At 41.6% G+C, this 25,840-nt stretch carries 24 protein-coding genes and 1 tRNA gene; 3 read left to right on the top strand and 22 right to left on the bottom strand.

Going from position 1 to position 25,840, the window contains the following annotated elements; translation table 11 throughout:
- Positions 1 to 12: 12 nt before the first annotated feature.
- The 20 genes from DD649_RS17590 to sdhC form a co-directional block, all read right to left on the bottom strand.
- Positions 13 to 88: transfer RNA gene (locus DD649_RS17590), tRNA-Lys, on the bottom strand.
- Between the two features lie 230 nt (positions 89 to 318).
- On the bottom strand, positions 319 to 1,107 hold the full coding sequence (gene ybgF, locus DD649_RS17585; RefSeq protein WP_294109999.1) for a tol-pal system protein YbgF: 789 nt from the start codon (positions 1,105 to 1,107) through the stop codon (positions 319 to 321).
- Between the two features lie 22 nt (positions 1,108 to 1,129).
- Complete coding sequence (gene pal / locus DD649_RS17580) at positions 1,130 to 1,627, bottom strand: peptidoglycan-associated lipoprotein Pal (protein WP_047756402.1); 498 nt, start codon at positions 1,625 to 1,627, stop codon at positions 1,130 to 1,132.
- Between the two features lie 42 nt (positions 1,628 to 1,669).
- Entirely contained in the window at positions 1,670 to 2,962 is a 1,293-nt protein-coding gene (gene tolB, locus DD649_RS17575) for a Tol-Pal system beta propeller repeat protein TolB (protein WP_336431006.1), read from the bottom strand.
- Positions 2,963 to 3,107: 145 nt separating this feature from the next.
- Positions 3,108 to 4,220: a cell envelope integrity protein TolA gene (gene tolA / locus DD649_RS17570; RefSeq protein WP_294109989.1), complete on the bottom strand. Its 1,113-nt coding sequence runs from the start codon at positions 4,218 to 4,220 to the stop codon at positions 3,108 to 3,110.
- A 56-nt stretch (positions 4,221 to 4,276) separates the two neighbouring features.
- Positions 4,277 to 4,702 carry a colicin uptake protein TolR gene (tolR, locus tag DD649_RS17565; RefSeq protein ID WP_294109987.1) on the bottom strand — a complete coding sequence of 142 codons (426 nt, stop codon included), beginning with the start codon at positions 4,700 to 4,702 and terminating at the stop codon, positions 4,277 to 4,279.
- 17 nt (positions 4,703 to 4,719) lie between these two features.
- Positions 4,720 to 5,403, bottom strand: coding sequence for a Tol-Pal system protein TolQ (gene tolQ / locus DD649_RS17560; RefSeq protein WP_294109984.1), 684 nt, complete (start codon positions 5,401 to 5,403; stop codon positions 4,720 to 4,722).
- Complete coding sequence (gene ybgC / locus DD649_RS17555; RefSeq protein WP_336431005.1) at positions 5,400 to 5,804, bottom strand: tol-pal system-associated acyl-CoA thioesterase; 405 nt, start codon at positions 5,802 to 5,804, stop codon at positions 5,400 to 5,402. Before ybgC ends, tolQ begins: the two co-directional genes overlap by 4 nt.
- A gap of 253 nt (positions 5,805 to 6,057) precedes the next feature.
- On the bottom strand, positions 6,058 to 6,345 hold the full coding sequence (gene ybgE / locus DD649_RS17550) for a cyd operon protein YbgE (RefSeq protein ID WP_294109980.1): 288 nt from the start codon (positions 6,343 to 6,345) through the stop codon (positions 6,058 to 6,060).
- Between the two features lie 5 nt (positions 6,346 to 6,350).
- The gene (gene cydX, locus DD649_RS17545) at positions 6,351 to 6,473 is read right to left on the bottom strand and encodes a cytochrome bd-I oxidase subunit CydX (RefSeq protein ID WP_068441571.1); all 123 of its coding nucleotides are present in this window, start codon (positions 6,471 to 6,473) and stop codon (positions 6,351 to 6,353) included.
- Between the two features lie 12 nt (positions 6,474 to 6,485).
- Positions 6,486 to 7,625 (bottom strand): cytochrome d ubiquinol oxidase subunit II, encoded by a 1,140-nt coding sequence (gene cydB, locus DD649_RS17540; protein WP_294109970.1) that lies wholly within the window; start codon positions 7,623 to 7,625, stop codon positions 6,486 to 6,488.
- A gap of 14 nt (positions 7,626 to 7,639) precedes the next feature.
- The gene (gene cydA, locus DD649_RS17535) at positions 7,640 to 9,208 is read right to left on the bottom strand and encodes a cytochrome ubiquinol oxidase subunit I (RefSeq protein WP_294109967.1); all 1,569 of its coding nucleotides are present in this window, start codon (positions 9,206 to 9,208) and stop codon (positions 7,640 to 7,642) included.
- 830 nt (positions 9,209 to 10,038) lie between these two features.
- Positions 10,039 to 10,911, bottom strand: coding sequence for a succinate--CoA ligase subunit alpha (gene sucD, locus DD649_RS17530; protein ID WP_294109964.1), 873 nt, complete (start codon positions 10,909 to 10,911; stop codon positions 10,039 to 10,041).
- A complete protein-coding gene (gene sucC / locus DD649_RS17525) occupies positions 10,911 to 12,077 on the bottom strand; it encodes an ADP-forming succinate--CoA ligase subunit beta (RefSeq protein ID WP_294109962.1) in 1,167 nt (388 codons plus the stop codon). Before sucC ends, sucD begins: the two co-directional genes overlap by 1 nt.
- A gap of 131 nt (positions 12,078 to 12,208) precedes the next feature.
- Positions 12,209 to 13,423, bottom strand: coding sequence for a 2-oxoglutarate dehydrogenase complex dihydrolipoyllysine-residue succinyltransferase (gene odhB / locus DD649_RS17520; RefSeq protein ID WP_294109960.1), 1,215 nt, complete (start codon positions 13,421 to 13,423; stop codon positions 12,209 to 12,211).
- A gap of 14 nt (positions 13,424 to 13,437) precedes the next feature.
- A complete protein-coding gene (sucA, locus tag DD649_RS17515; protein WP_294109958.1) occupies positions 13,438 to 16,245 on the bottom strand; it encodes a 2-oxoglutarate dehydrogenase E1 component in 2,808 nt (935 codons plus the stop codon).
- A 385-nt stretch (positions 16,246 to 16,630) separates the two neighbouring features.
- Positions 16,631 to 17,347, bottom strand: a complete 717-nt coding sequence (locus DD649_RS17510) for a succinate dehydrogenase iron-sulfur subunit (protein WP_294109956.1) — start codon at positions 17,345 to 17,347, stop codon at positions 16,631 to 16,633.
- Positions 17,348 to 17,382: 35 nt separating this feature from the next.
- Positions 17,383 to 19,149, bottom strand: a complete 1,767-nt coding sequence (sdhA, locus tag DD649_RS17505; protein ID WP_294109954.1) for a succinate dehydrogenase flavoprotein subunit — start codon at positions 19,147 to 19,149, stop codon at positions 17,383 to 17,385.
- On the bottom strand, positions 19,150 to 19,494 hold the full coding sequence (gene sdhD / locus DD649_RS17500; protein WP_294109953.1) for a succinate dehydrogenase membrane anchor subunit: 345 nt from the start codon (positions 19,492 to 19,494) through the stop codon (positions 19,150 to 19,152). It abuts the gene before it with no gap.
- Positions 19,488 to 19,898 carry a succinate dehydrogenase cytochrome b556 subunit gene (gene sdhC, locus DD649_RS17495; protein WP_294109951.1) on the bottom strand — a complete coding sequence of 137 codons (411 nt, stop codon included), beginning with the start codon at positions 19,896 to 19,898 and terminating at the stop codon, positions 19,488 to 19,490. Before sdhC ends, sdhD begins: the two co-directional genes overlap by 7 nt.
- A 606-nt stretch (positions 19,899 to 20,504) precedes the next feature.
- Here sdhC and DD649_RS17490 point away from each other — a divergent pair.
- A complete protein-coding gene (locus DD649_RS17490) occupies positions 20,505 to 21,791 on the top strand; it encodes a citrate synthase (protein ID WP_294109949.1) in 1,287 nt (428 codons plus the stop codon).
- Positions 21,792 to 21,880: 89 nt separating this feature from the next.
- Here DD649_RS17490 and DD649_RS17485 read toward each other — a convergent pair whose 3' ends face one another.
- A complete protein-coding gene (locus tag DD649_RS17485; RefSeq protein WP_294109947.1) occupies positions 21,881 to 22,639 on the bottom strand; it encodes a helix-turn-helix transcriptional regulator in 759 nt (252 codons plus the stop codon).
- 99 nt (positions 22,640 to 22,738) lie between these two features.
- Here DD649_RS17485 and DD649_RS17480 point away from each other — a divergent pair, with 99 nt between their 5' ends.
- Positions 22,739 to 23,875: a multidrug effflux MFS transporter gene (locus DD649_RS17480; protein ID WP_294109944.1), complete on the top strand. Its 1,137-nt coding sequence runs from the start codon at positions 22,739 to 22,741 to the stop codon at positions 23,873 to 23,875.
- A gap of 235 nt (positions 23,876 to 24,110) precedes the next feature.
- On the opposite strand, the gene DD649_RS17475 is transcribed toward DD649_RS17480, so the two are convergent.
- A complete protein-coding gene (locus DD649_RS17475; protein WP_294109941.1) occupies positions 24,111 to 24,854 on the bottom strand; it encodes a type 2 GTP cyclohydrolase I in 744 nt (247 codons plus the stop codon).
- A gap of 277 nt (positions 24,855 to 25,131) precedes the next feature.
- Here DD649_RS17475 and DD649_RS17470 point away from each other — a divergent pair, with 277 nt between their 5' ends.
- A complete protein-coding gene (locus DD649_RS17470; protein ID WP_294109939.1) occupies positions 25,132 to 25,836 on the top strand; it encodes a colicin Z family toxin in 705 nt (234 codons plus the stop codon).
- The last annotated feature ends 4 nt before the right edge of the window (positions 25,837 to 25,840 follow it).

The raw sequence follows: 25,840 nt of genomic DNA, 5'->3' as shown, positions 1-25,840 counted from the left end.
AAAACTTTAAGATGGTGGGCCGTGCGGGATTCGAACCTGCGACCAATTGATTAAAAGTCAACTGCTCTACCGACTGAGCTAACGGCCCATCTTAAAGTTTTCTAGTTAATTAAAATCTTACTAATTAATTCTCGTTTATACGGTTAAAAACCTAAGATTATCACAAACATCTGAGTAAACTTATTCTCGTATCAACGGCGGCTAATAATACTGATTTCTGACGATGGTGCAATGATTTTTTTGAAAAAAAAGACTGAATGCACACTTATCATACGGATAACCCCGAAATATTTGGGAATATGTCTTCGGGGCTATGAATTAAAGTGTACTCAACTTTTTTTCAGCAAGTTTTGAACCAGAACTATTCGGGTACTGTTTTAACACCTGTTGATAAACAGCTTTTGCTTTATCTTTTTGTCCCTTATCTTGCATGATCAGCCCAACTTTATATAAAGCTTCACTGCTCTTTTGGGATTTTGGATATTGCTTCACTACAGTCGCAAAGTAGAATGCTGCATCGTCTTTGCTACCTTTATTGTAGTTTAACTGCCCTAACCAATAATTAGCGTTAGATAGATATCCCGATTTAGGATAGGTTTTAATAAACCCTTGTAGTGAACCAATCGCTTCGTCAATTTGAGCTTTTGATTTACTGTTCATCGCAAGTTGAACGGCCGCATTATAATCATCTTTTTCATTACCACCAGCATTGGAACCCGCTGCTGGTGTGGCATCTGAAGGTGATTGTGCATTAGATGCACTTGTATCTGCTGCATCTGTTGAGTTAGTTGAATTACCGCCACCAGCATTGTCTAATTGCATGTACAAATCTTTTTGACGCTCGACAACTTGATTCAATTTGTATTCACTTTCTTGAATCTGACCACGTAGCATATCAATGTCACGTTGGTTATCAGCGAGTTGTTGCTGGATTTGATACAGAATTTGACCTTGAGAGCTAACAGCAGTCTCAAGCTGGGAGAGACGGTCTCCGGGCGAACCCGATCCGACATTGTTGATTGGCGCTTGGGCAATAGCGGTCCAAGGGACCGCTACGCCAACCAATAACGACAGACCAACTAGGAGTTGTCTGAAGTTACTGTTCATAATAGATAATTTCGCTTATCTATTAGTATGCAATGACTGCACGACGGTTTTTCGCGTAGTCTGCTTCAGTATGACCTAACACAGCTGGTTTTTCTTTACCGTAAGAAACCAGTGAAACTTGGTCACCAGAAACACCTTTGCTTTGCAGGTACATTTTAACTGCATTAGCACGACGTTCGCCCAACGCGATGTTGTATTCTGGAGTACCACGCTCATCCGCATGACCTTCAACTACAACACGTACTGATGGGTTGCTGCGCAGGAATGCTGCGTGTGCATCTAACATATCAGCGTATTCTGGAGATACGTTGTATTTGTCAAAGCCAAAGTAAACAGTGTTGTTCTGTTGCAGCTGTTCCATTTGCTGACGTGCCAGCTCTTCCGCAGACAGACCAGTGTTAGTTTGATTTGTAGAAGTATCAACACCATCTTGGTCATTGTTTTTGTTAGAGCTACAAGCTGCGACTGCCATGATTGGTAACGCGATCATCAGCCCTTTAAGCACTTTATTCAGTTGCATCGTTTAGATCCTTAATATTTTGCCACACATTATTATTATGCATCACAGATACGGCGACCAGGCAGGAAATTTTACCTGTCCATCGGTAGCCGGAAGACGCGCTTTGAAACGCCCGTCGGTCGAAACTAGCTGCAATATAGTCCCCAAGCCTTGAGAGGAGCTATAAATTACCATAGTGCCGTTAGGTGCGATACTCGGCGTTTCATCTAGGAACGTTTTCGTTAAAAACTCAACGTTATTCGTTGCCAGATCCTGTTTGGCGATATGCTGTTGACCGCCCCCAGAGCTGACCATCACTAAGAAAGTTCCATCCGGGCTTACATCAGCATCCTGATTTTGCGTTCCTTCCCAGGAAACACGTTCAGGGCTACCACCATTAATATTCATTTTATAAATTTGCGGGCGTCCCGCCTGATCTGAAGTATAGACTAAAGTTTGGCTATCTGGCATCCAAGTTGGCTCAGTATTATTACTGCGACCATCGGTTACCTGACGAATTTGCCCACTTGCTAGTTCCATAATATATAAATTCAGGCTGCCTGTTTTTGACAGAGCAAAAGCTAATTTAGTCCCATCAGGTGAAAACGCAGGAGCACCGTTATGACGCGGGAATGATGCAACCTGGCGAATAGCGCCACTTGATAGAGTCTGAATAACTAAAGCTGAACTACCGCTTTCAAACGTTACATAAGCCAGTTTTTCACCATCAGGTGACCATGCTGGCGACATTAAAGGTTCTGGTGAACGGTGAACCGTAAATTGGTTAAAACCGTCATAATCAGAAACTCGTAATTCATAAGGATATTGACCGCCTTTATTCACCACAACATAAGCGATACGGGTACGGAAAGCACCACGGATGCCAGTCAATTTCTCAAATACTTCATCACTTGCAGTATGTGCTGCATAGCGTAACCATTCTTTGGTTACTTTAAACTGATTTTGAGCAAGTACAGCGCCAGGGTTAGCCGCAACGTCCACTAACTGATAACTGACAACATAACTACCATCAGCTGCAGGCTGTACCTGACCAACAACAACCGCGTTAATCCCTAACGCAGTCCAAGCATCAGGAATAACTTCAGAAGCCGTGCCGGGTTGTTGAGGCATACGACTTGGCTCAATTGGGTTAAACTTCCCACTATTACGTAAATCAGCACCAACAATCATGCCAACCTCTTGTGGTGGTGCACCAGCACCAGCCCATTTAAAAGGCACGACACCAATCGGCTGAGCGGTATTAACACCCTCAGTGATTTCAATACGTATTTCTGCCTGAGCAATAGTAGCCCATAACATTAGGAACCCTAAAACTACTTTAAAAGCCTGCTTCATCCGTAATCTCCCTTACTGCAATATTCATCATCGCAATAATTCGCTGAATTTTAACAAAGGTATAATAACAAAACTAGATAGCACAGAAACTATTTATGCTTTTGCGATGAGTTTTTCAATGACAAAAACACTTACTCATTGAAAACTAAGGCTTAAACACTACAGTGCTACCTGCTTTATTAAATGTATCATAGACCTCTCGACTAGGTGGTTTCGGCATTGTAGCAAGTTTAGCTGCTCTAATTGCCGCATCACATAGTGCCGCGTCATTAGTTGGACTATTTTTTGGTGTAATACTAACCAATAATCCATCCGGCGCAAGCTTCAATTGGAGATCACAAGTTCGTCCACGATAACTTTCAGAATCATAGAACTTGCTTTGGATCGCCGCTTTCACTTTTCCTGCATAGCTATCCACATCTGAGTTGGAAGCGCCTGATTTTTTACCACCGCCACTTCCTGCTGCGGCTTCTCCACCTTGTTTACTTGGGCCTGATGCGGTTAAGTCACCCAGTAAGTCATCAACGGATGATGCACTTTTCGCAGCTTCTGCTTTAGCCTTAGCGGCCTTAGCTTTAGCATCTTTAGCTTCTTTGTCTGCTTTAGCTTTAGCGTCTTTAGCTTCTTTGTCCGCTTTAGCTTTAGCCTCTTTTTCAGCTTTAGCTTTAGCATCGGCTTCAGTTTTTGCTTTCGCTTCTGCATCGGCTTTAGCCTTAGTGGCTTCAGCTTCTTTCTTAGCTTGGGCTTCGGCCTTAGCCTTAGCTTCAGTTTGTTCTTTAACTAATTTTTCTTTTTCAGCTTTTGCTTGTGCAGCAGCTTCTTCAGCAACTTTTTGCTCTTCCTTGGCTTTTTTCGCTGCTTCTTTTGCTTGTTTTTGCTGTTCTTCTGCTTCTTTTAACTGCTTATCTGTTTCGCGCTCTGTTTTAATGCGCTCCTCTTCAAGCTTTTGCAGACGTTTTTGTTCCTGCTCTTGCTTTTCCCTCAGCTCAGCATCTTGTTTCTGTTCTTTCTCTTTACGCTCTTTAGCTGCCTGCTTGGCACTATTTTGCTGTTGCTGAGTTTGATTATATTGCTCAACAATCGCACCGGGGTCGACCATCACGGCATCTATAACCGTGCCTTCTTCTCCCCCACCGCCAAGTTTGACGACAGAAACTAAAGAGCCTATAACAATTAGACCAATCAAAAGAACGTGCAGAACTATCGACACGATCAATGAACGGTTTAAGTTATCTTTTTTCTCTTTTGTCTTTCCCACGCTGGCTTCCAAAAAAAGAATCGTGACTAATTCGAATTCAAACTAAACAATTCAGTCTAGATAGCCTGAGTCATCAAGCCGACAGATTTAATTCCTGCACGATGCAAAATATTAAGCGCCTTAATGACTTCATCATAAGGAACTTCTTTAGCGCCGCCAATAAGGAAAACCGCTTTCGGATTTTTCTCTAGCTGTGCTTTAGCCTCAGCTGCAATCTGTTCAGGTGGAAGTAGCTCTAAGCGATCTCCATCAATCAACATATTATATTGATCCACGCCGGCTACCTCTAAGATAATCGGAGGATTATCACTCGATGATACAGTTTGCGTATCAGTAGCATCCGGTAGATCAACCTCCACGCTCTGAGAAATAATTGGTGCTGTCGCCATAAAAATCAACAGCAACACCAACAAAACATCCAGTAATGGAACAATGTTGATTTCGGATTTCAGCTCACGTTTGCGTCTACTATTGCGCGCCATTCGCTTTTCTCCCCGTCTTATTTCTTATCAGCTGAGAATGCCTGACGGTGCAATATTGCCAGAAACTCTTCCGTGAAGTTGTCATAGCTTTGCTCTAATTTGTTTACGCGCAAGTTTAAACGGTTAAAAGCCATAACCGCAGGAATAGCAGCAAACAAACCAATAGCAGTTGCAATAAGTGCTTCAGCGATACCCGGTGCAACCATTTGCAGTGTTGCTTGCTTTACCGCACCAAGTGCAATAAAGGCGTGCATGATTCCCCATACAGTACCAAATAGACCAATATAAGGGCTAATCGACCCTACGGTACCTAAGAAAGGAATATTAGCTTCCGCCGATTCAAGCTCACGGTTCATTGAAATGCGCATAGCTCGAGAGGCGCCGGTAAGGACAGCATCAGGAGCATGAATATTCGCTTGATGTAAACGAACAAATTCTTTAAATCCAGAGTAAAATATTTGCTCTGTTCCGCTTAAGGCATCACGGCGAGCTTGGCTCTCTTTATACAGGCGAGATAACTCAATACCTGACCAGAACTTATCCTCGAACGCTTCGGCTTCACGCGTTGCCGCATTTAAAATTTTTGTTCTTTGAATAATGATGGCCCAAGATGCAATAGAAAAACCCATCAAAACGAACATTATAAGCTGAACCAATAGGCTAGCTTTTAGGAATAAATCCAGGATATTCATGTCAGTCACTGTTTAAACTCCGCGACAATAGACTTAGGAAGCGCTTTAGGCTTCATTTTTGATATGTCCACACAAGCAATTAAGGCGGTTGCCCCACAAAGTAGATTACCTTGTGAATCAACTAACCTTTGATTAAAGATTAATGAGGCACGTTTCATTTCAACAATTTGTGTTTCAACTTCTAACAGATCATCTAATCGAGCACCTTTAACAAAGTCGATAGTCATACTACGCACGACAAAGCCAAGGTTCTCAGTAAGCATGCTTTGCTGATTGATCCCTTTATTTCGCAACATTTCAGTTCTTGCTCGCTCAAAAAAAGCTAAATAACGAGCATGATAAACTACACCGCCCGCATCTGTATCTTCATAATACACGCGAACAGGCCAGCGAAATAACATAGCAACCACTCCGTCTTAGGTTAAATCAATTAACGGTGCCACTATACGCAAGACGGTGCCGCATTGGAATCACTTTGAAAGTAAAGATATCAAAAATAATTATGGGTACGATGACCCATAATGAGTAAATATACGCAAAATAATTAAAATTATAGGTAATCGACAAACGAATACAGCCAAATATCACACTTAACTTAAATTAACCTAATAACTTAATACGTAAATGTAATCACCATACAACTCAAATTATAGCGAATATAGATTAACTAAAGACTCTAATCAGTCCCCAGATAAGGATGATAGCAGCAGGAAGAGGATGAAAAACTGCTCGCCAGATGACTTTTTTAGGTTTAAAACCCACACCAAAAATCATCGAACTACAAGTTGCCCAAATTAACAGCAACCCTTGCCAAATTAAAAATGAACTGGTACTGGCTGCAAATAGGGTTGGATCCCACATCACAGCACCGGCAGTCACTAGCGCTAAAATAAGGATAAGGGCCCTTATTAGCCCCTTATCCATTAGCTGATAGGTTTTATCCACCAGCATATTATTTACTCACCATCTTTAGCTGTTTTAGCAGCTTTAGAGTCTTCAGAATGCTCTAGCGCTAATGCTGCAATCACTGCAAAACTACAAGCTAACAGAGTGCCGAGAATCCAGGCGAAATACCACATATGTTATGCTCCTTAATACAGTGAATGCTTGTTGCTTTCGATGAAGTTTTTGTCCAAACGGCCAAACATTTTGTAGTAACACCACGCAGTGTAAGCCAATACTAGCGGAACAAAAATGATAGCAACAACAGTCATAACCTGTAGAGTAAACAAGCTAGATGTTGCATCCCACATGGTCAAGCTTGCATTAGGCATAATGCTTGATGGCATGATGAATGGGAACATCGCAACGCCACATGTCAAAATAATACATGCGATAGTCAGAGATGAGCTAACAAATGCTAATCCATTCTTATCTGCTTTCGTGAACAGCATTGTAAATAATGGTAGTGCTACGCCTAAAGCAGGCAGAGCCCACAGCGCTGGATAGTTATTGAAGTTAACCAGCCATCCACCAGAAACCACTTCTACAGTTTTGTTCAGTGGGTTAGATACGCCATAAGTATCAATAGTTGAAGTTATCGCATAACCATCAATACCCATAACTAACCATACACCCGCACCAGCAAACGCTAACAGTGTTATTAAAGCAGTTAGGTAAGTTGTCTTACGAACACGCAGATGTAACTCACCTGCTGTACGCATTTGTAGATAAGTTGCACCTTGGGTAACAATCATCATCAAACTTACAACACCCGCTAACAAACCATAAGGGTTCAGCAGACCAAACAGATTACCGGTATAAGTCAGATACTGTTGATTATCAATTTGCAGTGGAACACCTAATAATAGGTTACCAAACGCAACACCGATAACTAGCGGTGGAACAAAACCACCGATAAACAGACCCCAGTCCCACATGCTACGCCATTTTGGATTCTCCAGTTTTGAACGGTAGTCAAAACCGATCGGACGGAAGAATAATGCAGCTAAAACCAAAATCATAGCAACATAGAATCCAGAAAATGCAGCAGCATAGACTTGTGGCCATGCAGCAAACATTGCACCACCCGCGGTGATCAACCAAACTTGGTTACCATCCCAGTGCGGTGCAACGGCATTAATCATGATACGGCGTTCAGTATCCGTTTTACCTAAGATAGGTAATAAGAAGCCAACGCCCATGTCAAAGCCATCCGTGACAGCAAAACCAATCAGCAGAACGCCGATAAGGATCCACCACACAAATCGAAGAACTTCATAATCAAACATAAGTGGACTCCTATTTACTGAACGTCGTGTGTTGAACTGTTTTTCTGTTCAAAATGGTAACGACCCGTTTTCAGGCTACTAGGGCCTTTGCGAGCAAATTTGAACATCAAGAACATTTCAGCAATTAAGAACAGCGTATACAGACCACAAATCAGGACTAAAGAGAAGATCAGGTCATGAGTAGTCAAGTTAGAGTGTGCAACCGAAACAGGTAACACCTCACCAATTGCCCACGGCTGACGACCATACTCCGCAACAAACCAGCCTGATTCAATTGCAATCCATGGTAATGGAATACCATATAGAGTCGCACGCAGTAACCATTTGTTTTGACCAATACGGTTGCGTACAACAGCTAAGAAAGACAATCCAATAATTAAGAGTAGTAAGAAGCCAACACCAACCATGATACGGAATGCCCAGAATAATGGACCTACGTTCGGGATACTGTCTTTCACTGCTTGTTGGATTTGTGCTTCTGTTGCATCAACAACGTTTGGTGCATATTGTTTCAGCAGAAGACCATAACCGAGGTCGATTTTGCTTGCTTCAAATGCTGTACGTAGAGCAGGATCTTTGTCACCAGCTAAAAGCTGTTGCAACTGACCATAAGCAATCATACCGTTACGAATACGAACTTCATGCTGTTTCATTAAGTCTTTCAGACCTAAAACAGGTGTATCCAGTGAACGTGTTGCGATGATACCCATTGCCCAAGGAATAGAAATAGCGAATTTATTCTCTTGCTTTTCAGTATCAGGCCATGCAATCAGATTAAATGAAGCCGGAGGTGGGTGAGTTTCCCATTCTGCTTCAACTGCAGCGAGTTTAGTTTTTTGCACGTCACCCATTTCGTAACCTGATTCATCACCAAGCACGATAACAGACAGAACCGCAGCAATACCAAAACTTGCAGCAATTGCAAAAGAACGTTTAGCAAAAGCAACATCACGTCCTTTTAGCAAGTAGTATGAACTAATACCAAGAATGAACATGGCACCAGTACAATAACCCGCAGCAACAGTGTGAACAAATTTAACTTGTGCGACAGGGTTCAGCACTAGCTCCGAGAAGCTAAGCATTTCCATACGCATGGTTTCAAAGTTAAAGTCAGAAGCGATAGGGTTTTGCATCCAACCATTCGCGACCAAAATCCACAATGCAGAGAAGTTAGAGCCTAAAGCAACCAACCAAGTCACCGCGAGGTGCTGATTTTTGCTTAAACGATCCCAACCAAAGAAGAATAAACCAACAAAGGTAGATTCTAAGAAGAACGCCATCAAACCTTCGATTGCAAGAGGTGCACCGAAGATATCTCCGACATAGTGCGAATAGTAAGACCAGTTAGTACCGAATTGGAACTCCATAGTCAAACCAGTTGCAACACCTAGGGCAAAGTTAATACCAAATAACTTACCCCAGAACTTAGTCATATCTTTATAAATTTGCTTACCAGATAGTACATATACCGTTTCCATAATCGCAAGCAAAAACGCCATACCAAGCGTCAATGGTACAAATAGGAAATGGTACATCGCAGTCATGGCAAACTGTAATCTTGACAGTTCGACAATATCAAACATCTTGACTCCTTGCTCCTAGCAGGAAGACACCGACTTGCGGCAACCCGGCCTTCAGTTTAAAACCGAAGGACCTCTTAACTACCAGCAAAAAATGCCTCAAAACAACAAATAATTAACAAAAGGAAAAGAACTAACTACACTATAATAATAGTACGCTTATCTTTACATACAATAAACTTCTTTTACGTGATTCAGATTTGAATTCTGACTTTACATCAAGAATTATACTATTTAATAGATAAAGACATATTTGATCGAGCACCAATTTAAGCAATTTAAACAAATAAAGCCAGTAGCAATGAATTGATTTACGTCAATTTTTTGCTTTTTGTTAATTGATTGAAGCCACAAACAATTAATCGTTATTTAGATGTTAATTTGCTGTTATTGACAATGAAGCAAATATGCATTTTTCTTTAAAAGATTAACAAAAAAATATTATCTTTCTTTTAAACATTCAAAAAAAGAATATTTAATTTATTATAGTATCTTATTTTGCAGTTATTACGAATTTTATTAAAAAAAGAACTTATCTCAACTAATTGTCTATTTATCGTTAATTAAAATCGCTTTAAATCCATAAAATTGATATACCGCAAATTACGTATTTCGCCATTAATTGTGCTTTCCTTTCCCACAACCAAAAATCATACTCACTATATCTAAACATCGCTAACGCACTTTATACCATGGTGACAGCGGAATCTTATTTCATTTTATACATTGATTAAGCCTATAGTATAAACGCCAGCTATAAAAAAACCCGCATCCAAAATAGATGCGGGCTTCTGTCTATTACTCTAAACGCGAATAAATAACTCGCGCTTAGCTTACTTGTTTAGCAATGATTTTACTGCATCGCCGATATCTGCAAGGCTACGAACAGTTTTCACGCCAGCGGCTTCTAAAGCAGCAAATTTCTCATCGGCAGTACCTTTACCACCAGCGATAATTGCGCCCGCGTGGCCCATACGCTTACCTTTCGGCGCCGTAACACCTGCAATATAACCAACCACAGGTTTAGTCACGTGCTCTTTAATATATGCAGCCGCTTCTTCTTCTGCGTTACCACCAATTTCACCGATCATAACAATCGCTTCAGTTTGTGGATCTTCTTGGAATAATTTCAAGATATCGATAAAGTTAGAACCCGGAATTGGGTCGCCACCAATACCGACACATGTAGATTGGCCTAATCCTGCATCTGTGGTTTGTTTAACCGCTTCATAGGTCAACGTTCCTGAGCGAGAAACAATTCCAACTTTACCTGGCAGATGAATGTGCCCCGGCATAATACCAATCTTACATTGACCCGGTGTGATAACCCCTGGGCAGTTTGGACCGATCATGCGAACGCCTGCTTGGTCTAATTTTACTTTAACTGTCAGCATATCCAGAGTTGGGATACCTTCAGTAATAGTAATAATTAGCTTAATGCCTGCATCGATAGCTTCTAAGATAGAATCTTTACAAAATGGTGCTGGCACATAGATAACTGATGCAGTCGCACCAGTTGCTTCTACAGCTTCACGCACGGTATTAAATACAGGAAGGCCTAAATGCGTTGTGCCGCCTTTACCTGGTGTGACACCGCCAACCATTTTTGTACCGTAAGCAATAGCTTGTTCTGAGTGGAATGTACCTTGACCACCCGTAAAACCTTGGCAAATTACTTTGGTGTTTTTATCGATTAAAATAGACATTATTTAGCCTCCGCTGCTGCTACTGCTTTTTTAGCTGCATCAGTCAGGCTGTTAGCAGCAATAATATTCAAGCCACTTTCTGCCAGTTTTTTCGTTCCGAGTTCAGCATTATTACCTTCTAAACGCACAACAACTGGCACATTGACGCCAACTTCTTCAACTGCACCAATGATACCGTCGGCAATCAGGTCGCAACGAACAATACCACCAAAAATGTTAACAAAAACCGCTTTAACATTTTCATCTGAAAGAATGATTTTAAACGCTTCAGTTACGCGCTCTTTAGTTGCCCCACCACCGACATCAAGGAAGTTAGCTGGGGAACCGCCGTGCAATTTAACGATATCCATCGTTCCCATTGCAAGACCCGCACCATTAACCATACAACCAATGTTGCCATCGAGAGCAACATAATTCAGTTCCCACTGAGCGGCTTGCGCTTCACGCGCATCTTCTTGGGATGCATCATGCATTTCACGCATTTCTGGCTGACGATATAATGCGTTGCTATCAATTCCTAATTTACCATCTAAGCAAATCAGGTCACCCTCGGTATTAATAACCAGTGGGTTAATTTCAGCTAATGCAAGATCGCGCTCAAGGAATAACGTTGCTAGACCCATGAAAATTTTAGCAAACTGGCTAACTTGTTTACCCGTTAAGCCTAATTTGAATGCAAGCTCACGGCCTTGGTAAGGCATAGGACCAGTCAGTGGATCAATACTTGCTTTATGAATTAACTCAGGCGTTTCTTCAGCAACTTTCTCAATTTCAACGCCACCTTCAGTTGACGCCATGAATACGACACGACGAGTGCTACGGTCAACAACGGCACCTAAATAGAGTTCTTTTGCAATATCAGTCGCCGTTTCTACCAAAATTTGGTTAACCGGCTGACCGTTTGCATCTGTTTGATAGGTTACTAAGTTTTGACCTAACCACTTTTCAGCAAATGCACTGATATCGTTGATATCATTTGTAACTTTAACGCCACCTGCTTTACCACGTCCACCTGCATGAACTTGGCATTTAATGACCCAAGGACCATTACCAATTTTTTTAGCAGCTTCAAGGGTTTCAGCGACCGTTGAACAAGCATAGCCTGTCGGCGCTGGCATACCATAACGTGCAAACAGCTGTTTTGCCTGATACTCGTGTAAATTCATGATGTTCTATCCATAATTAAGTCTGAAGAGGCGTTTATTCGCCTCTGCAATTGTTACTGATTTAGCAACCAGCGAACTGGTTACATCGGTTACTTCAGACCGGGCAGGTTGTACCCTGCCCTGTTATGTTGCTATACGTCTAGCAGTAAACGAGTTGGATCTTCCAGCATATCTTTGATAGCGACTAAGAAGCCCACTGATTCACGACCATCAACTAAACGGTGGTCATAAGACAGCGCTAAATACATCATAGGAAGAATTTCTACCTTACCATTTACAGCCATAGGGCGGTCTTTAATGGCATGCATGCCTAAAATCGCGCTCTGTGGTGGGTTAATGATAGGGGTGGACATCAGAGAACCGAATACGCCGCCATTAGTGATAGTGAAATTACCACCCGTTAAGTCTTCAACTGTTAACTTACCGTCGCGACCTTTGATAGCCAGTTCTTTAATATTTTTTTCAATATCAGCCATGCTCATGCCATCAACATCACGTAAAACTGGTGTTACCAAGCCTCGTGGCGTTGAAACTGCAATACTAATATCAAAGTAGTTATGATAAATCACATCAGAACCGTCAATAGAAGCATTCACTTCTGGGTAACGTTTCAGTGCTTCAACCGCCGCTTTAATATAAAAAGACATAAAGCCTAAACGTACACCATGACGTTTTTCAAATGCTTCACCGTACTGGGTACGTAAGTCTTTGATTGGCTGCATGTTGATTTCGTTGAACGTGGTCAGCATCGCCGTAGTATTTTTCGCTTCCAGTAAACGCTCTGCAATACGTTTACGCAAACGAGTCATTGGAACACGTTTTTCACTACGATGTGCTAATGGCGCTTGTGGAGCTGCCGGTGCTTGAGCAACTGCTGCTGCCGCAGGTTTGTTAGTTGCTAAATGTTTCTCAACATCTTCACGCGTTAAACGACCACCAACACCCGTTCCTTTAATATCTGCTGCATTCAAGCTGTACTCAGCAATTAGGCGACGAATAGCTGGGCTCAGCGCATCATTGCTTTCAGTTTCTAAGCTACCAGTTTGACGTTGTGCAGGTGTCGATACCTGAGCTTCTTTAACTTCAGCAGGAATACCAGTGCTATCACCTAAACGAATACGGCCTAATAACTGTTTAGATAAAACAGTTGCGCCTTCTTCTTCAACGATAGCTTCTAAGATACCCGCTTCACTCGCAGGAACTTCTAAAACCACTTTGTCTGTTTCGATCTCTACCAGCACTTCGTCACGCTCGACTCTATCACCTGCCTTTTTATGCCATGTGGCAACCGACGCATCTGCAACGGATTCAGGAAGATCGGGAACAAGAATTTCTACGCTACTCATTTTGTATCCTTTATTTATTCAATGTTCAAAGCGTCATTTACCAGGGCTTTTTGTTGTTCCTGGTGAACGGACGTATAACCAACTGCTGGAGAAGAAGAAGCAGCACGGCCTGCATAGCGTAAAGTCGCTCCGGCAGGGATTGCTTCACGGAAATTATGTTGACTACAGTACCAAGCACCTTGGTTTAATGGCTCTTCTTGACACCAAATGAAGTCTTTCGCATTAGTAAATGGCGCCAATGCATTTTGGATATCTTCGTGTGGGAACGGATATAGCTGTTCAATACGAACAATCGCAACATCGGTTTGCTCATTCTTACGACGTTGCTCTAATAGATCGTAATAGACTTTTCCTGAACACAGAACGACACGTTTCACATTTTTCGGATTGATTTCATCTATTTCACCGATAACCGTTTCAAACTTGCCATTGGCCAGTTCTTCCATGCTTGATACCGCTAATGGGTGACGAAGCAGTGATTTAGGAGACATAACAATCAGAGGACGGCGCATACCACGTAGCGCTTGGCGACGTAACATGTGATAAACCTGTGCCGGTGTTGATGGTACACACACTTGCATGTTCTGATCTGCACACAGTTGTAGGTAACGTTCTAAACGTGCAGATGAATGCTCTGGGCCCTGACCTTCATAACCATGAGGCAGTAACATGACCAGACCACACATACGACCCCATTTTTGCTCGCCTGAGCTAATAAATTGGTCGATAACTACTTGAGCACAGTTAGCAAAGTCACCAAATTGCGCTTCCCAAATCGTTAGCGTGCGCGGTTCAGTTGTTGCGTAACCATATTCGAATGCAAGTACCGCATTTTCGGTCAGGACTGAGTCCCAAACATTAAATACACCTTGACCATTATGAACATTTTGCAAAGGTACGTAGACGGAGCCATTCGTTTGGTTATGAACAACCGCATGACGATGGAAGAATGTACCACGTCCGGCATCTTCACCTGATAAACGAACAGCAACGCCTTCATCGACAAGTGTGGCATAGGCTAAAACTTCAGCTGCACCCCAATCGAGAAGTTTTTCACCTTTCGCCATTTCTAAACGATCTGCGTAGATTTTCTCAACACGTGATTGAGCAACAATACCATCAGGAATTGTGCTTAATTTCGTCGCAAGTTCAGTGAGTCGTTTAGGATCATAAGTTGATTTATATGAAGCATCCCAATCATGATTTAAGTAAGGTTCCCACGTGTACGCATTGAGTCCCATTTCACGGTACTCTTCAACGACACAGTCACCTCTGTCGAGCGCATCACGATAGAGATTAACCATCTCAGTCACTTCATTTGCAGAAACCACACCGCTTTCAATTAAGCGATCTGCATAGATTTTACGTGGTGTCGGATGCTGCTTAATTTTTTGATACATAATTGGCTGAGTTGCATTTGGCTCATCAGCTTCATTATGGCCATGACGGCGATAACAGACTAAGTCGATCATCACGTCACGTTTAAATGTATTACGGAAATCAAGCGCTAAGCGGGTCACAAAAGCAACCGCTTCAGGATCATCTGCATTAACGTGGAAAATTGGTGCCTGCACCATTTTCACGATATCCGTACAGTATTCAGTTGAACGCGTATCTTTTGGATTTGAAGTCGTAAAACCAATTTGGTTATTAATTACGATACGCATTGTACCGCCAACCTCATAACCGCGAGCTTGAGACATGTTCAAAGTTTCTTGAACTACGCCCTGACCTGTCACTGCCGAGTCACCATGAATGGTAATAGGCAGAACCATATTGCTGCGACCTTCATCAAGACGGTCACGGCGTGCGCGTACAGAACCAATAACAACTGGGCTAACAATTTCAAGATGCGATGGGTTAAACGCCAACGCTAAGTGAACGCGCGAACCCGCGGTTTCAAAGTCAGATGAAAAACCTTGATGGTATTTCACATCACCTGCAGTTGAGTGATCTTTGTGCTTGCCCGCAAACTCATCAAAAAGTTCAGCTGGTTTTTTACCTAAGATATTAATCAGAACGTTGAGGCGGCCACGGTGAGCCATACCTAAAACAACTTCACGTGTATCTTGCTTGCCGGCGTGGTGGATCAGATCCTTCAACATAGGGATCAATGAATCACCACCTTCCAGTGAAAAACGTTTTGCCCCTGGGAATTTAGCACCTAAGTAACGCTCAAGGCCTTCGGCAGCAGTCAGTTCAGCTAAGAAACGACGTTTCTCTTCTTTAGAGAATTGCTCTGCAACATTCACAGACTCAAGACGTTGCTGTATCCAGCGCTTTTCTTCAGTGTTGGTGATGTGCATATATTCAGCGCCGATTGAACCGCAGTAAATGCGTTTCAGCTCTTTATATAAGTCACTGAGCTTCATGGTTTCTTTGCCGATAGCAAACGAACCCACGTTGAACGTTTCGTCAAAATCTTCTTTTGTTAAGTTGTGGAAGGCGGGATCTAAATCTGGAACAGATTCTCGATTCCAAAGACCTAACGGATCAAGATTTGCGTTTTGATGTCCACGAAAGCGGAATGCGTTAATTAGTTGCAAAACTTTAACTTGCTTTGCATCGATCGTAGGATCGCTAATAGAGGTGTGATAACGCGTAGAATCTTTTGCTAAGCGACGGAAATAATCGCGTGCTTGCGAGTGAAATTGCTCACTGTTGGTGCTTGCACCAGCCATTTGTTGGAAAATATCTTTCCATTGCTCATCTACGGAATTAGGGTCAGTCAGATAATCTTCATAGAGCTGTTCTATATAAGACTGGTTCGCGCCTGCCAGAAAGCTTGAATCCAGCCAGTCCTTCATTACGCCGTTCTGCATTGTGATCCCTTAAGCTATTAGAAGCTTTAGTTTTCGCCGTGGTTAACTAATCGCCGCATTTAAGCGACCTCGATAAAGGTTCTCTTGGACATGCTTTTTGCATGTTCTCACTTTGGGAGTCCCATTATCAATTGAGGGTTTCCCTTTTAAGGAACCTTTAAAAACTGGCTGCGGTTTTTAAAGGTTCCTTGCTTACGCTCGTGTCTTCATCTTTTGCAGTTGGCTTTTTACTTTCACTTTTTTACTTTACGCTTTCGGTGACTTTATGGACTATTTTACAAGATTAGCATTTTTATTTTACGCTTTATCTTTACTTTATGTGTTTATTTTGTGCTATCACTTAATTAACCAGCAGTACCTAGGTACCGCTGGTCAAAATCAGCTTTTATGCACTATGTTTTAGTAACATAGATTTAATATGGCCGATAGCTTTCGTTGGATTTAGTCCTTTAGGGCATACATTGACACAATTCATAATGCTATGACAGCGGAAAACACTAAAAGCGTCGTTCAGATCATCTAATCTTGAATCCGTTTCAGTATCGCGACTATCAATCAGGAATCGATACGCTGCAAGTAGACCTGCGGGACCAATAAATTTATCCGGATTCCACCAAAAAGATGGGCAAGAAGTTGAACAACACGCACACAAAATACACTCATATAAACCATCGAGCTTTTCACGTTGTGCAGGTGATTGTATATTTTCACGCGCCGGTGGATTCTTATTATCATTAAGAAGATAAGGCCGAATTTTTTCGTATTGGGTGTAAAATTGAGTCATGTCGATAATCAAGTCACGCACAACAGGCAGACCGGGTAATGGACGGATCACAATTTTCTTCCCATTACGCGTTAAAGCAGATACTGGCGTGATGCAAGCCAGTCCATTTTTACCGTTCATGTTCAGACCATCAGAACCACACACCCCTTCACGACAAGAACGGCGAAAAGAGAGTGTAGGATCTTGTTCTTTCAGCTGAATCAACGCATCCAATAGCATCATGTCACGCCCTTCCGGTAATTCAAGGGTGTAATCTTGCATACGTGGTGCGCTATCCACATCCGGGTTATAGCGATAAATCGAAAATTGTTGTTTCATAATTTATTTCTCCGCAACTGGATTAACACCACACATTAGTAGGTACGAATTTTCGGTGGGAAGGGTTCACGCAACTTAGGCTGCATGTTAACTTCACGACGCGTCATCGTTTCAGATTGCGGTAAATACAATGAGTGACATAACCAATTCGCATCATCACGCTCTGGATAGTCAAAACGGCTATGAGCACCACGACTTTCTGTACGGAAATTTGCAGCTTGTGCTGTTGCATAAGCCGTTTCCATCAGGTTATCCAGTTCTAAACATTCGATACGCTGAGTATTAAATTCAGTCGACGTATCATCAAGACGTGCATTTTGCAGACGCTCACGAATCACTTTCAGCTCTTCTAAACCTTTTGCCATTGCATCACCTTCACGGAATACCGAGAAGTTATGCTGCATGCAAGTTTGTAGTGCTTTACGAATCTCAACAGGATCTTCACCAGTACGTGCATTTTCCCAACGATTGAAGCGGGTCATTGCCGCATCGATATCAGATTCAGAAGCATCACGCATCGAACCTTGTTCCATGATTGATTCTTTCAAGTGCACGCCAGCTGCACGACCGAATACCACAAGGTCAAGCAATGAGTTACCACCTAAACGGTTTGCACCATGTACGGATACACAAGCAATTTCACCCACTGCAAACAAGCCAGGGATAACTTCATCTTCGCCTTTTTCGTTATAGCGAATCGCTTGCCCTGTAACTTTCGTTGGAATCCCACCCATCATATAGTGACAGGTTGGAATAACAGGAATTGGCTCTTTAATTGGATCAACGTGCGCAAAGGTGCGAGACAGTTCAAGAATACCCGGCAAACGGGATTCCAGCACATCTTTACCTAAGTGATCCAGTTTCAGTTTAGCGTGTGGACCCCAAGGACCATCGCAACCACGGCCTTCACGGATTTCAATCATGATTGAACGAGCAACTACATCACGACCTGCGAGATCTTTCGCGTTTGGTGCATAGCGTTCCATAAAACGCTCGCCATCTTTATTCAGTAGATAACCACCTTCACCACGACAACCTTCTGTCACCAGAACGCCAGCGCCGGCAATACCTGTCGGGTGAAACTGCCACATTTCCATATCTTGCAAAGGCACACCAGCACGAGTTGCCATACCAACACCATCACCAGTATTGATGTGTGCATTCGTCGTTGACTGATAAATACGTCCTGCTCCGCCAGTCGCTAAAATTGTCGCTTTAGCTTTGAAGTAAACTACCTCACCGGTTTCCATGCAGATTGCGGTACAACCGACAATATCACCATCTTGATTTTTAACTAAATCAAGGGCGTACCACTCGGAAAAAATGGTCGTGTGATTTTTCAAGTTTTGCTGATACAGAGTATGTAACAGAGCGTGACCAGTACGGTCAGCAGCTGCTGCGGTACGTGCTGCTTGCTCGCCACCAAAATTTTTGGATTGACCACCAAATGGACGCTGATAAATAGTGCCATCATCAAGGCGCGAGAAAGGCAATCCCATATGCTCTAATTCAAGGATAGCTTCCGGCCCAGTTTTACACATGTACTCGATAGCGTCTTGGTCACCGATATAATCAGAACCTTTAACGGTGTCATACATATGCCATTCCCAGTTATCAGGGTGCGTATTACCAAGTGCAACAGTAATACCGCCTTGTGCTGATACTGTATGAGAACGTGTTGGAAAAACTTTAGACAACAAAGCACAAGTTAGGCCTTGCTGTGAAATCTGAAGTGCTGCGCGCATACCTGCACCGCCAGCACCAATGACAATAGCGTCAAACTCTCTGATTGGCAGATTCATCTATGCACCCCACACAACAATTGTTCCGTAAATTAAGTAAGCCAATAAAGCAACAACGATTACCAGTTGTAGCACTAAGCGCAACGCGATTGGCTTAATATAGTCGGTCAATACTTGCCACATACCAATCCAGGCATGTACCAAAATTGAAAACAACGTGAGGATAGTGAATACTTTTGTCACAGAAGAAGCGAAGAAGCCACGCCATACTTCATAGGTAATATCATTAATAGCAACGAAGCCAACAATGTAGAGTACATAAAGTACGATAACAATTGCAGAACCGCGAATGAATAGCCAGTCCTGGATACCAGTACGGCCTAAAGCAGATGCATTACTTACCATACTAATATCCCCGCCAGAATTGCCAGAATTACAGTAATAACAAATGTAATTTTTGCAGATGAGTTTCCTGCAGCAAGGGTTTCATCAACGCAACCAAAATCCATTAACATATGACGAATACCACCACATAGGTGATATGCCAATGCTGTTAGAATGCCCCAAAGAATAAACTTAGCAAAAAAGCCAGTCATTATTTCAGACGCGTATTGAAAACCTTCTGGAGAGGAGATAGATATCCCTAGCAACCAAAGCAGAATACCAACTGCGATGAGAGTAATGACGCCAGAGACACGGTGCAAGATCGAAGAAATTGCAGTGATCGGGAAATGAATCGTCTGCAAATCTAAGTTGACAGGTCTTTGTTTTTTCACAATTTTGCCCACACAGCTTTTATTATTTTCCATCCTCCGGACCTGGGGTGGAAATCAGACAGTGACAGGGGTACTAAATGCAACTTAACACAAACTGTAATCCATCATGTTTAAACAAAGTTGCATACTGATCACGCTGGGAACTCCTAATACAGGGTAATCCGGAGACCTGCCGCCAGTATAAAGTCTTCACATAGCTATTACAATTCCCACACAAAATGTTTGGGGACATTTAGCTCGAACAGTGAGAAGGATCACGATTTAAACATTTTGTATAAAAGTGCTTATCTTATTTGACAATGATTCAACATTTACCTTACATATAGGTCTGGCAGAATTACCTTAATGGTGTGAATGAATTTTCATCGTAAAAGGCAAAATTCATAAACAACAAAAGTTATGAAAGTTGTTCCCCTTACCACAAATAATGATATTGTAGGGAAAACAACAAAAAATAACATAACATCTAAGCACTCATGAACAACCTAATTACATTGTCGTCGGTCGTCAGATTTCAGGGTTTTATGTGATAGCTAACTGATTTCCTCACAACACTGGTAGAACAATGCGCAAAGACACAGTATAAAGCTGGGTTCTAGGTTGTTGGGTGTCGATTATCAAGCGCTAAGGAGACCATAAATGGCTGATAACAAAGCTAAGCTAACGACTGTAGGTACAGGTGAAATTGAGCTAGACGTACTAAGCCCGACTCTAGGCCAAGACGTTATTGATGTCCGTACTTTAGGTTCAAAAGGGTACTTTACTTACGACCCTGGTTTTACTTCAACTGCCTCATGTGAATCGAAAATTACCTTCATTGATGGCGACAAAGGCATCCTGCTGCATCGTGGTTATCCCATTGATCAATTAGCCACCCAAGCCTCTTACCTTGAAGTTTGTTACATCCTGTTGTACGGCGAAGCGCCGACGCAAAAAGAATACGAAACCTTCAAACACACCGTAACTCGCCACACCATGATCCATGAGCAAATTACACGTATGCTTAATGGCTTCCGTCGTGACTCCCATCCGATGGCCGTTTTATGTGGCGTAACCGGTGCATTAGCTGCGTTCTATCACGATGCCCTTGATGTTAATAACCCACGTCACCGCGAAATTACTGCTTATCGTTTGTTGTCAAAAATGCCAACAGTTGCAGCGATGTGTTATAAATACTCAATTGGCCAACCTTTTGTTTATCCACGTAATGATCTCTCTTACGCGGGTAATTTCTTGCACATGATGTTCTCTACACCTTGTGAAGATTATAAGGTTAACCCAGTTCTTGAACGTGCAATGGATAGAATTCTGATTCTACATGCTGATCACGAACAAAATGCCTCTACCTCAACCGTACGTACTGCTGGCTCATCAGGTGCAAATCCATTTGCTTGTATTGCAGCGGGCATTGCATCTCTTTGGGGACCTGCGCATGGTGGAGCTAACGAAGCTTGCTTACGCATGTTGGAAGAAATTCAAACAGTTGAGCACATTCCTGCTTTTATCGAACGCGCTAAAGACAAAAATGACTCTTTCCGCTTGATGGGCTTTGGTCACCGCGTTTATAAAAACCATGACCCTCGCGCAACTGTAATGCGTGAAACTTGCCACGAAGTTCTGAAAGAGCTGAATCTCAATGATGGCTTATTAGAAGTTGCGATGGAATTAGAACGTATCGCACTAAACGACCCGTATTTCATTGAGAAAAAACTGTATCCAAACGTCGATTTCTATTCAGGTATCATACTGAAAGCAATGGGTATTCCATCATCTATGTTCACCGTTATTTTTGCTATTGCACGAACAATTGGCTGGATTGCACATTGGAACGAAATGCATGATGACGGTCTGAAAATTGCCCGTCCTCGCCAGCTCTATACTGGTTATGCTAAACGTGAATTCAACACTGAATTATCAAAAAAATAATATTTAATTAAATCCGAACGCCCTACATCAATTAAGGTCTTGATTTTTCAAGACCTTTTACTATTCAACTTTCATCTTTTTATTATTGACTACTGTTGGTATTCTCTTGGGGTTACACCACTCATCTTACGAAAAAAACTGATAAACGCGCTATCACTAGAGAGGCCAAGCTCTTGAGTAATAAAGTGATAAGGCCTTCCTTGCGCAAGTAATTCAATTCCTTTAATAAAACGCCATTGCTGTCGCCATACCTGATAATTCATACCTGTTTCTTTCAAAAAAATTCGACTAATCGTTTTCTCACTAGCCCCAACAGTGAGTGCTAATTGATTTAGTGCAGGTGGAAGTTTTTCTATATCTAAATGTTTAAAGCGGCGATCTTGAGGAATTGCTAACAATGTCGGTTCTACCGCTGCATTTTGTAGTTCATCAATAAACACAGGCACTAAATTCGCCAAACGCCCCTGCTGCCAATTGCTATCAAATGGCGCGATAGCAACACATTCAAGCAATTCTCTAAGTAAAGGGGATACATTCATAATCACGACATCCTGCCCAATTTTCTGTGCATATTGAGGGCTCAAATAGACAGACCGATATCCTACAGATGCTCTCATTTGCGCACGATGACGAACAAATGGGGGTATCCACGCCACTCTTCCCGGCGGTAGTAATGAAATTTTATTATCCAGTGAAATACGCATGCAACCTTGCTGAGTGAACAATAATTGTCCCATTTCATGAGTATGTAAACCCGAGTCATGCAGCCCCATTTGAGCGGCGATCCCCAATATTGGTGCCTGATACCAATGGGTTTGAAATTCATCAGTTTGTGCTAACCAAGCCATAATGTCTCTTTATTATTATTTATTGTCTTTATATTTGTAATAAGACAATAAAAATATCACTAAACTGCCTGCAATTGAATATCGATATAGGAAAAACAGATGAAATCGCCTCTTTCATTATGGCTAGCAGTTGCTTTAATGATGTTTCCTCAAATAGTAGAAACCATTTACAGTCCAGCTTTGACGCACATAGCAAGTGCATTTAAAGTCAATCCAGAACAAGCTTCCCAAACGCTATCACTCTATTTCTTTGCATTTGCATTAGGTGTCGTTTTTTGGGGAAGAATGTGTGACGTACTAGGTCGTCGCCCAACAATTCTGGCGGGTTTATGTCTATATGGCGTAGCATCTGTCATAACATTATTTATCTCACAATTTTATTTACTGTTAATTTTACGTATGTTATCTGCATTTGGTGCTGCTGTAGGCTCCATTGGAACTCAAACTATCATGCGTGATAGCTACCAAGGTCATGAATTAGCAAAGGTATTCTCGATTATGGGAATTGCACTGGCCATAAGCCCTGCATTAGGCATGTTAACTGGCACTGTGCTGGTTAATCTGGGTGATTATCAAGCGGTTTTTGGTGGTTTAGCGGCAATAGCAGCTGTTTTATTGTTATGGTCCTGTTATAAATTGCCTGAAACCCGCCTAGTGAGTGTGACTAAGATCGCATTTATGGCGTTTCTATTAAGGATGATTAGGGATAAACAAATTATTAGAAATGTGATTTTAATCTCATTTCTGAACATTAATTTATTCAGTTACTACCAACTTGCGCCATTTATTTTTGAACGATTAGGCTTCACACAGCAACAATTCGGACTAACTGGCATTTTATTAGCTATCGGAGTGGGATTAGGCTCTTTAATAAATCGACAGTTATTGGCTAAAAAACATACTTCAGAGCAATTAGTTAAGCTTTCGAGTCTTATTTCATTACTTTGCGGATGCCTAGTTTTCGCATTAATTGATTCAATTTGGTTTTTAGCACCCGTAATAGGCGTAGTTATTAGCTATGGCATTGCGATCCCGAATATATTGGCAAACGCATTAAATAGTTATAGCCATGCAAAAGGAACCGCTGGGGCAATACTTGGACTTTTTTATTACACCGGATTAGCGCTAGGTTTAATGATTGCAGGCTGGAGCCAACATTTAGGTTTAGTATTAGCAATATCGGGCTTAATTCTGATTTTAACATCCAGAAAATACCAAATTCAGACAAACTACTAAAAATCTTCTATGAATTGAAAAATAAAGGAAATTGATTCTCTAAATAGTTCATGTTGTGGCTAGGCGGTGAATGAAGACAGCTTGGGGAACATACACAAGTATGTGACCCAAGTGGCTGAATGAAACCAACACCGCCACAGCGTAAAATATGACGAGAATTAGGGAACATACACAAGTATGTGACCCAAGAGGCCAAATGAAACCAACACCGCCACAGCGTGAAATATGACGAGAATTAGGCAGGATTGTCGATATCGACAAACTCGGCGTCTAACCCATGCTGATCAACGAGCCATTTTGTCAGCGCTTTAATACCATAACGCTCTGTTGCATGATGACCGGCACTGTAGAAATGGATCCCCATTTCCCTTGCAATGTGAATAGTTTGCTCAGAAACTTCTCCAGTAACGAAAGCATCAACACCGAATTCTGCCGCTTGCAAAATGAACCCTTGCCCGCCTCCCGTACACCATGCGATTTGACGAATTTCCTCTTTTGCATTATCACCGCAATGCAACACTTTACGACCAAGTCGAGTTTCTAAACGGTTAGTTAGCTCTTCAGGCTTTATTGGGCTATCAAAAAAGCCAAATGGCATTAATGGATCAATTTGACCATTAATTTGAACTCCCATCAGATGAGCCAATTGGGCATTATTACCTAATTTATGATGAGCATCTAATGGCAGGTGATAACCATAGAGATTGATATCATTAGTTAATAATGTTTTTAAGCGCTGTCTTTTCATCCCTTTAATAATGGCGGGTTCATTTTTCCAAAAATAGCCATGGTGAACAATCACCGCATCGGCTTTTTTTTCGACAGCAACATCGAGTAATGCTTGGCAAGCAGTTACCCCTGTGATTATTTTTTGCACATGTGGACGCCCTTCAACTTGTAGTCCATTAGGCGCATAGTCTTGGATTTCACTGACTTTCAACTCATCATTAATGATTTCTTCTAATCTTAAGTTATGCATTTTGTTGTCCTTTTAGTGCACGGGCTCAATAACTTGAGCTCACCATTTTGAATATAATTTACTGATAGTACTAAGCATAAATAGGAACACAACTTTTTTGTGTGATTTATTATTGTGATAATAACTATTTCATTTCTTAGTTTATCAATTCAAAACATCTAAAATTGACAATCTTTTTCATTTAATGATTGATTGTCTAAGTAACAAGGTAAGATAACGTAGAGAAACTAATTTTAATCTGTACTCGTTACTATCACTAAATAAAAGGTGTTTCTCTATGCATAATAACCGTTTAAAGATTAATTATGATCCATTTAATTGTAACAATGGAATTCCATTCGAACCGAGCACTCACTGGGATCCTAGAAATAAAGCATGGGAGCTTAATGATTTCAGCATCAACTCCGACTTTATCCCTGATAGCATTCCTTCCCATCTCAAAGAAGCACTAAAAAATAATATTTGTATCGTCTACGGTGAAAAAAATTGTCCATATTTAAAAAACAAAAGCTATCAAGAGCTTATGAAAGCCATTAATAGCGGTGATAAACATGCTGCCCATAAAGCTTATGTACAACGATTCCAACACTATGAAAAGATGCAAAAAGGACTTATTGAAACTTCATTAAAAAAAGCACGAGCTGCAAGAGAAAGACAAGGACCTTGCGGAAGTTCAGGCCCATTTCAATCTAGAGCTCTTATTGCAATACCAGGTAAATGGGATAACCTTATAGCTAGCCAAGCCAATCAACAAAATACGCATGCTTATACCGTAAATTTTAATATTTCATCTAATTTGGAGTCATCTTTTGATGTTCAAATCAGGTACCCTGTATCTAATGGCATAAAGACTATTAATACAATAGGCCCTGGTTCATACTTCATCGAAGCTAGTTCAGCAGGTTACTCAAGTATTAGAGTAAAATCTCACTCTATACCTATAACGATAAGAATTGATTACCCCGCTGAAACTAATAATTAATTAT

Source organism: Providencia sp. (assembly GCF_003533305.1).
Taxonomy (GTDB): Bacteria; Pseudomonadota; Gammaproteobacteria; order Enterobacterales; family Enterobacteriaceae; genus Providencia.
The sequence above is the reverse complement of the archived record's forward strand: the minus strand, read 5'-3'. Positions and strand labels throughout refer to the sequence as shown.

What these genes read in the sequence shown, in the direction of transcription:
- DD649_RS17510 (WP_294109956.1), bottom strand. Translation starts at nt 17,347, where the DNA reads ATGAAACAACAATTTTCGATTTATCGCTATAACCCGGATGTGGATAGC.
- sucA (WP_294109958.1), bottom strand. Translation starts at nt 16,245, where the DNA reads ATGCAGAACGGCGTAATGAAGGACTGGCTGGATTCAAGCTTTCTGGCA.
- sdhA (WP_294109954.1), bottom strand. Translation starts at nt 19,149, where the DNA reads ATGAATCTGCCAATCAGAGAGTTTGACGCTATTGTCATTGGTGCTGGC.
- pal (WP_047756402.1), bottom strand. Translation starts at nt 1,627, where the DNA reads ATGCAACTGAATAAAGTGCTTAAAGGGCTGATGATCGCGTTACCAATC.
- sucD (WP_294109964.1), bottom strand. Translation starts at nt 10,911, where the DNA reads ATGTCTATTTTAATCGATAAAAACACCAAAGTAATTTGCCAAGGTTTT.
- cydX (WP_068441571.1), bottom strand. Translation starts at nt 6,473, where the DNA reads ATGTGGTATTTCGCCTGGATTCTCGGCACTCTGTTAGCTTGTAGTTTT.
- sdhC (WP_294109951.1), bottom strand. Translation starts at nt 19,898, where the DNA reads ATGGAAAATAATAAAAGCTGTGTGGGCAAAATTGTGAAAAAACAAAGA.
- cydA (WP_294109967.1), bottom strand. Translation starts at nt 9,208, where the DNA reads ATGTTTGATATTGTCGAACTGTCAAGATTACAGTTTGCCATGACTGCG.
- cydB (WP_294109970.1), bottom strand. Translation starts at nt 7,625, where the DNA reads ATGTTTGATTATGAAGTTCTTCGATTTGTGTGGTGGATCCTTATCGGC.
- ybgF (WP_294109999.1), bottom strand. Translation starts at nt 1,107, where the DNA reads ATGAACAGTAACTTCAGACAACTCCTAGTTGGTCTGTCGTTATTGGTT.
- tolR (WP_294109987.1), bottom strand. Translation starts at nt 4,702, where the DNA reads ATGGCGCGCAATAGTAGACGCAAACGTGAGCTGAAATCCGAAATCAAC.
- DD649_RS17470 (WP_294109939.1), top strand. Translation starts at nt 25,132, where the DNA reads ATGCATAATAACCGTTTAAAGATTAATTATGATCCATTTAATTGTAAC.
- DD649_RS17480 (WP_294109944.1), top strand. Translation starts at nt 22,739, where the DNA reads ATGAAATCGCCTCTTTCATTATGGCTAGCAGTTGCTTTAATGATGTTT.
- DD649_RS17490 (WP_294109949.1), top strand. Translation starts at nt 20,505, where the DNA reads ATGGCTGATAACAAAGCTAAGCTAACGACTGTAGGTACAGGTGAAATT.
- sdhD (WP_294109953.1), bottom strand. Translation starts at nt 19,494, where the DNA reads ATGGTAAGTAATGCATCTGCTTTAGGCCGTACTGGTATCCAGGACTGG.
- ybgE (WP_294109980.1), bottom strand. Translation starts at nt 6,345, where the DNA reads ATGCTGGTGGATAAAACCTATCAGCTAATGGATAAGGGGCTAATAAGG.
- sucC (WP_294109962.1), bottom strand. Translation starts at nt 12,077, where the DNA reads ATGAATTTACACGAGTATCAGGCAAAACAGCTGTTTGCACGTTATGGT.
- odhB (WP_294109960.1), bottom strand. Translation starts at nt 13,423, where the DNA reads ATGAGTAGCGTAGAAATTCTTGTTCCCGATCTTCCTGAATCCGTTGCA.
- DD649_RS17475 (WP_294109941.1), bottom strand. Translation starts at nt 24,854, where the DNA reads ATGCATAACTTAAGATTAGAAGAAATCATTAATGATGAGTTGAAAGTC.
- tolB (WP_336431006.1), bottom strand. Translation starts at nt 2,962, where the DNA reads ATGAAGCAGGCTTTTAAAGTAGTTTTAGGGTTCCTAATGTTATGGGCT.
- DD649_RS17485 (WP_294109947.1), bottom strand. Translation starts at nt 22,639, where the DNA reads ATGGCTTGGTTAGCACAAACTGATGAATTTCAAACCCATTGGTATCAG.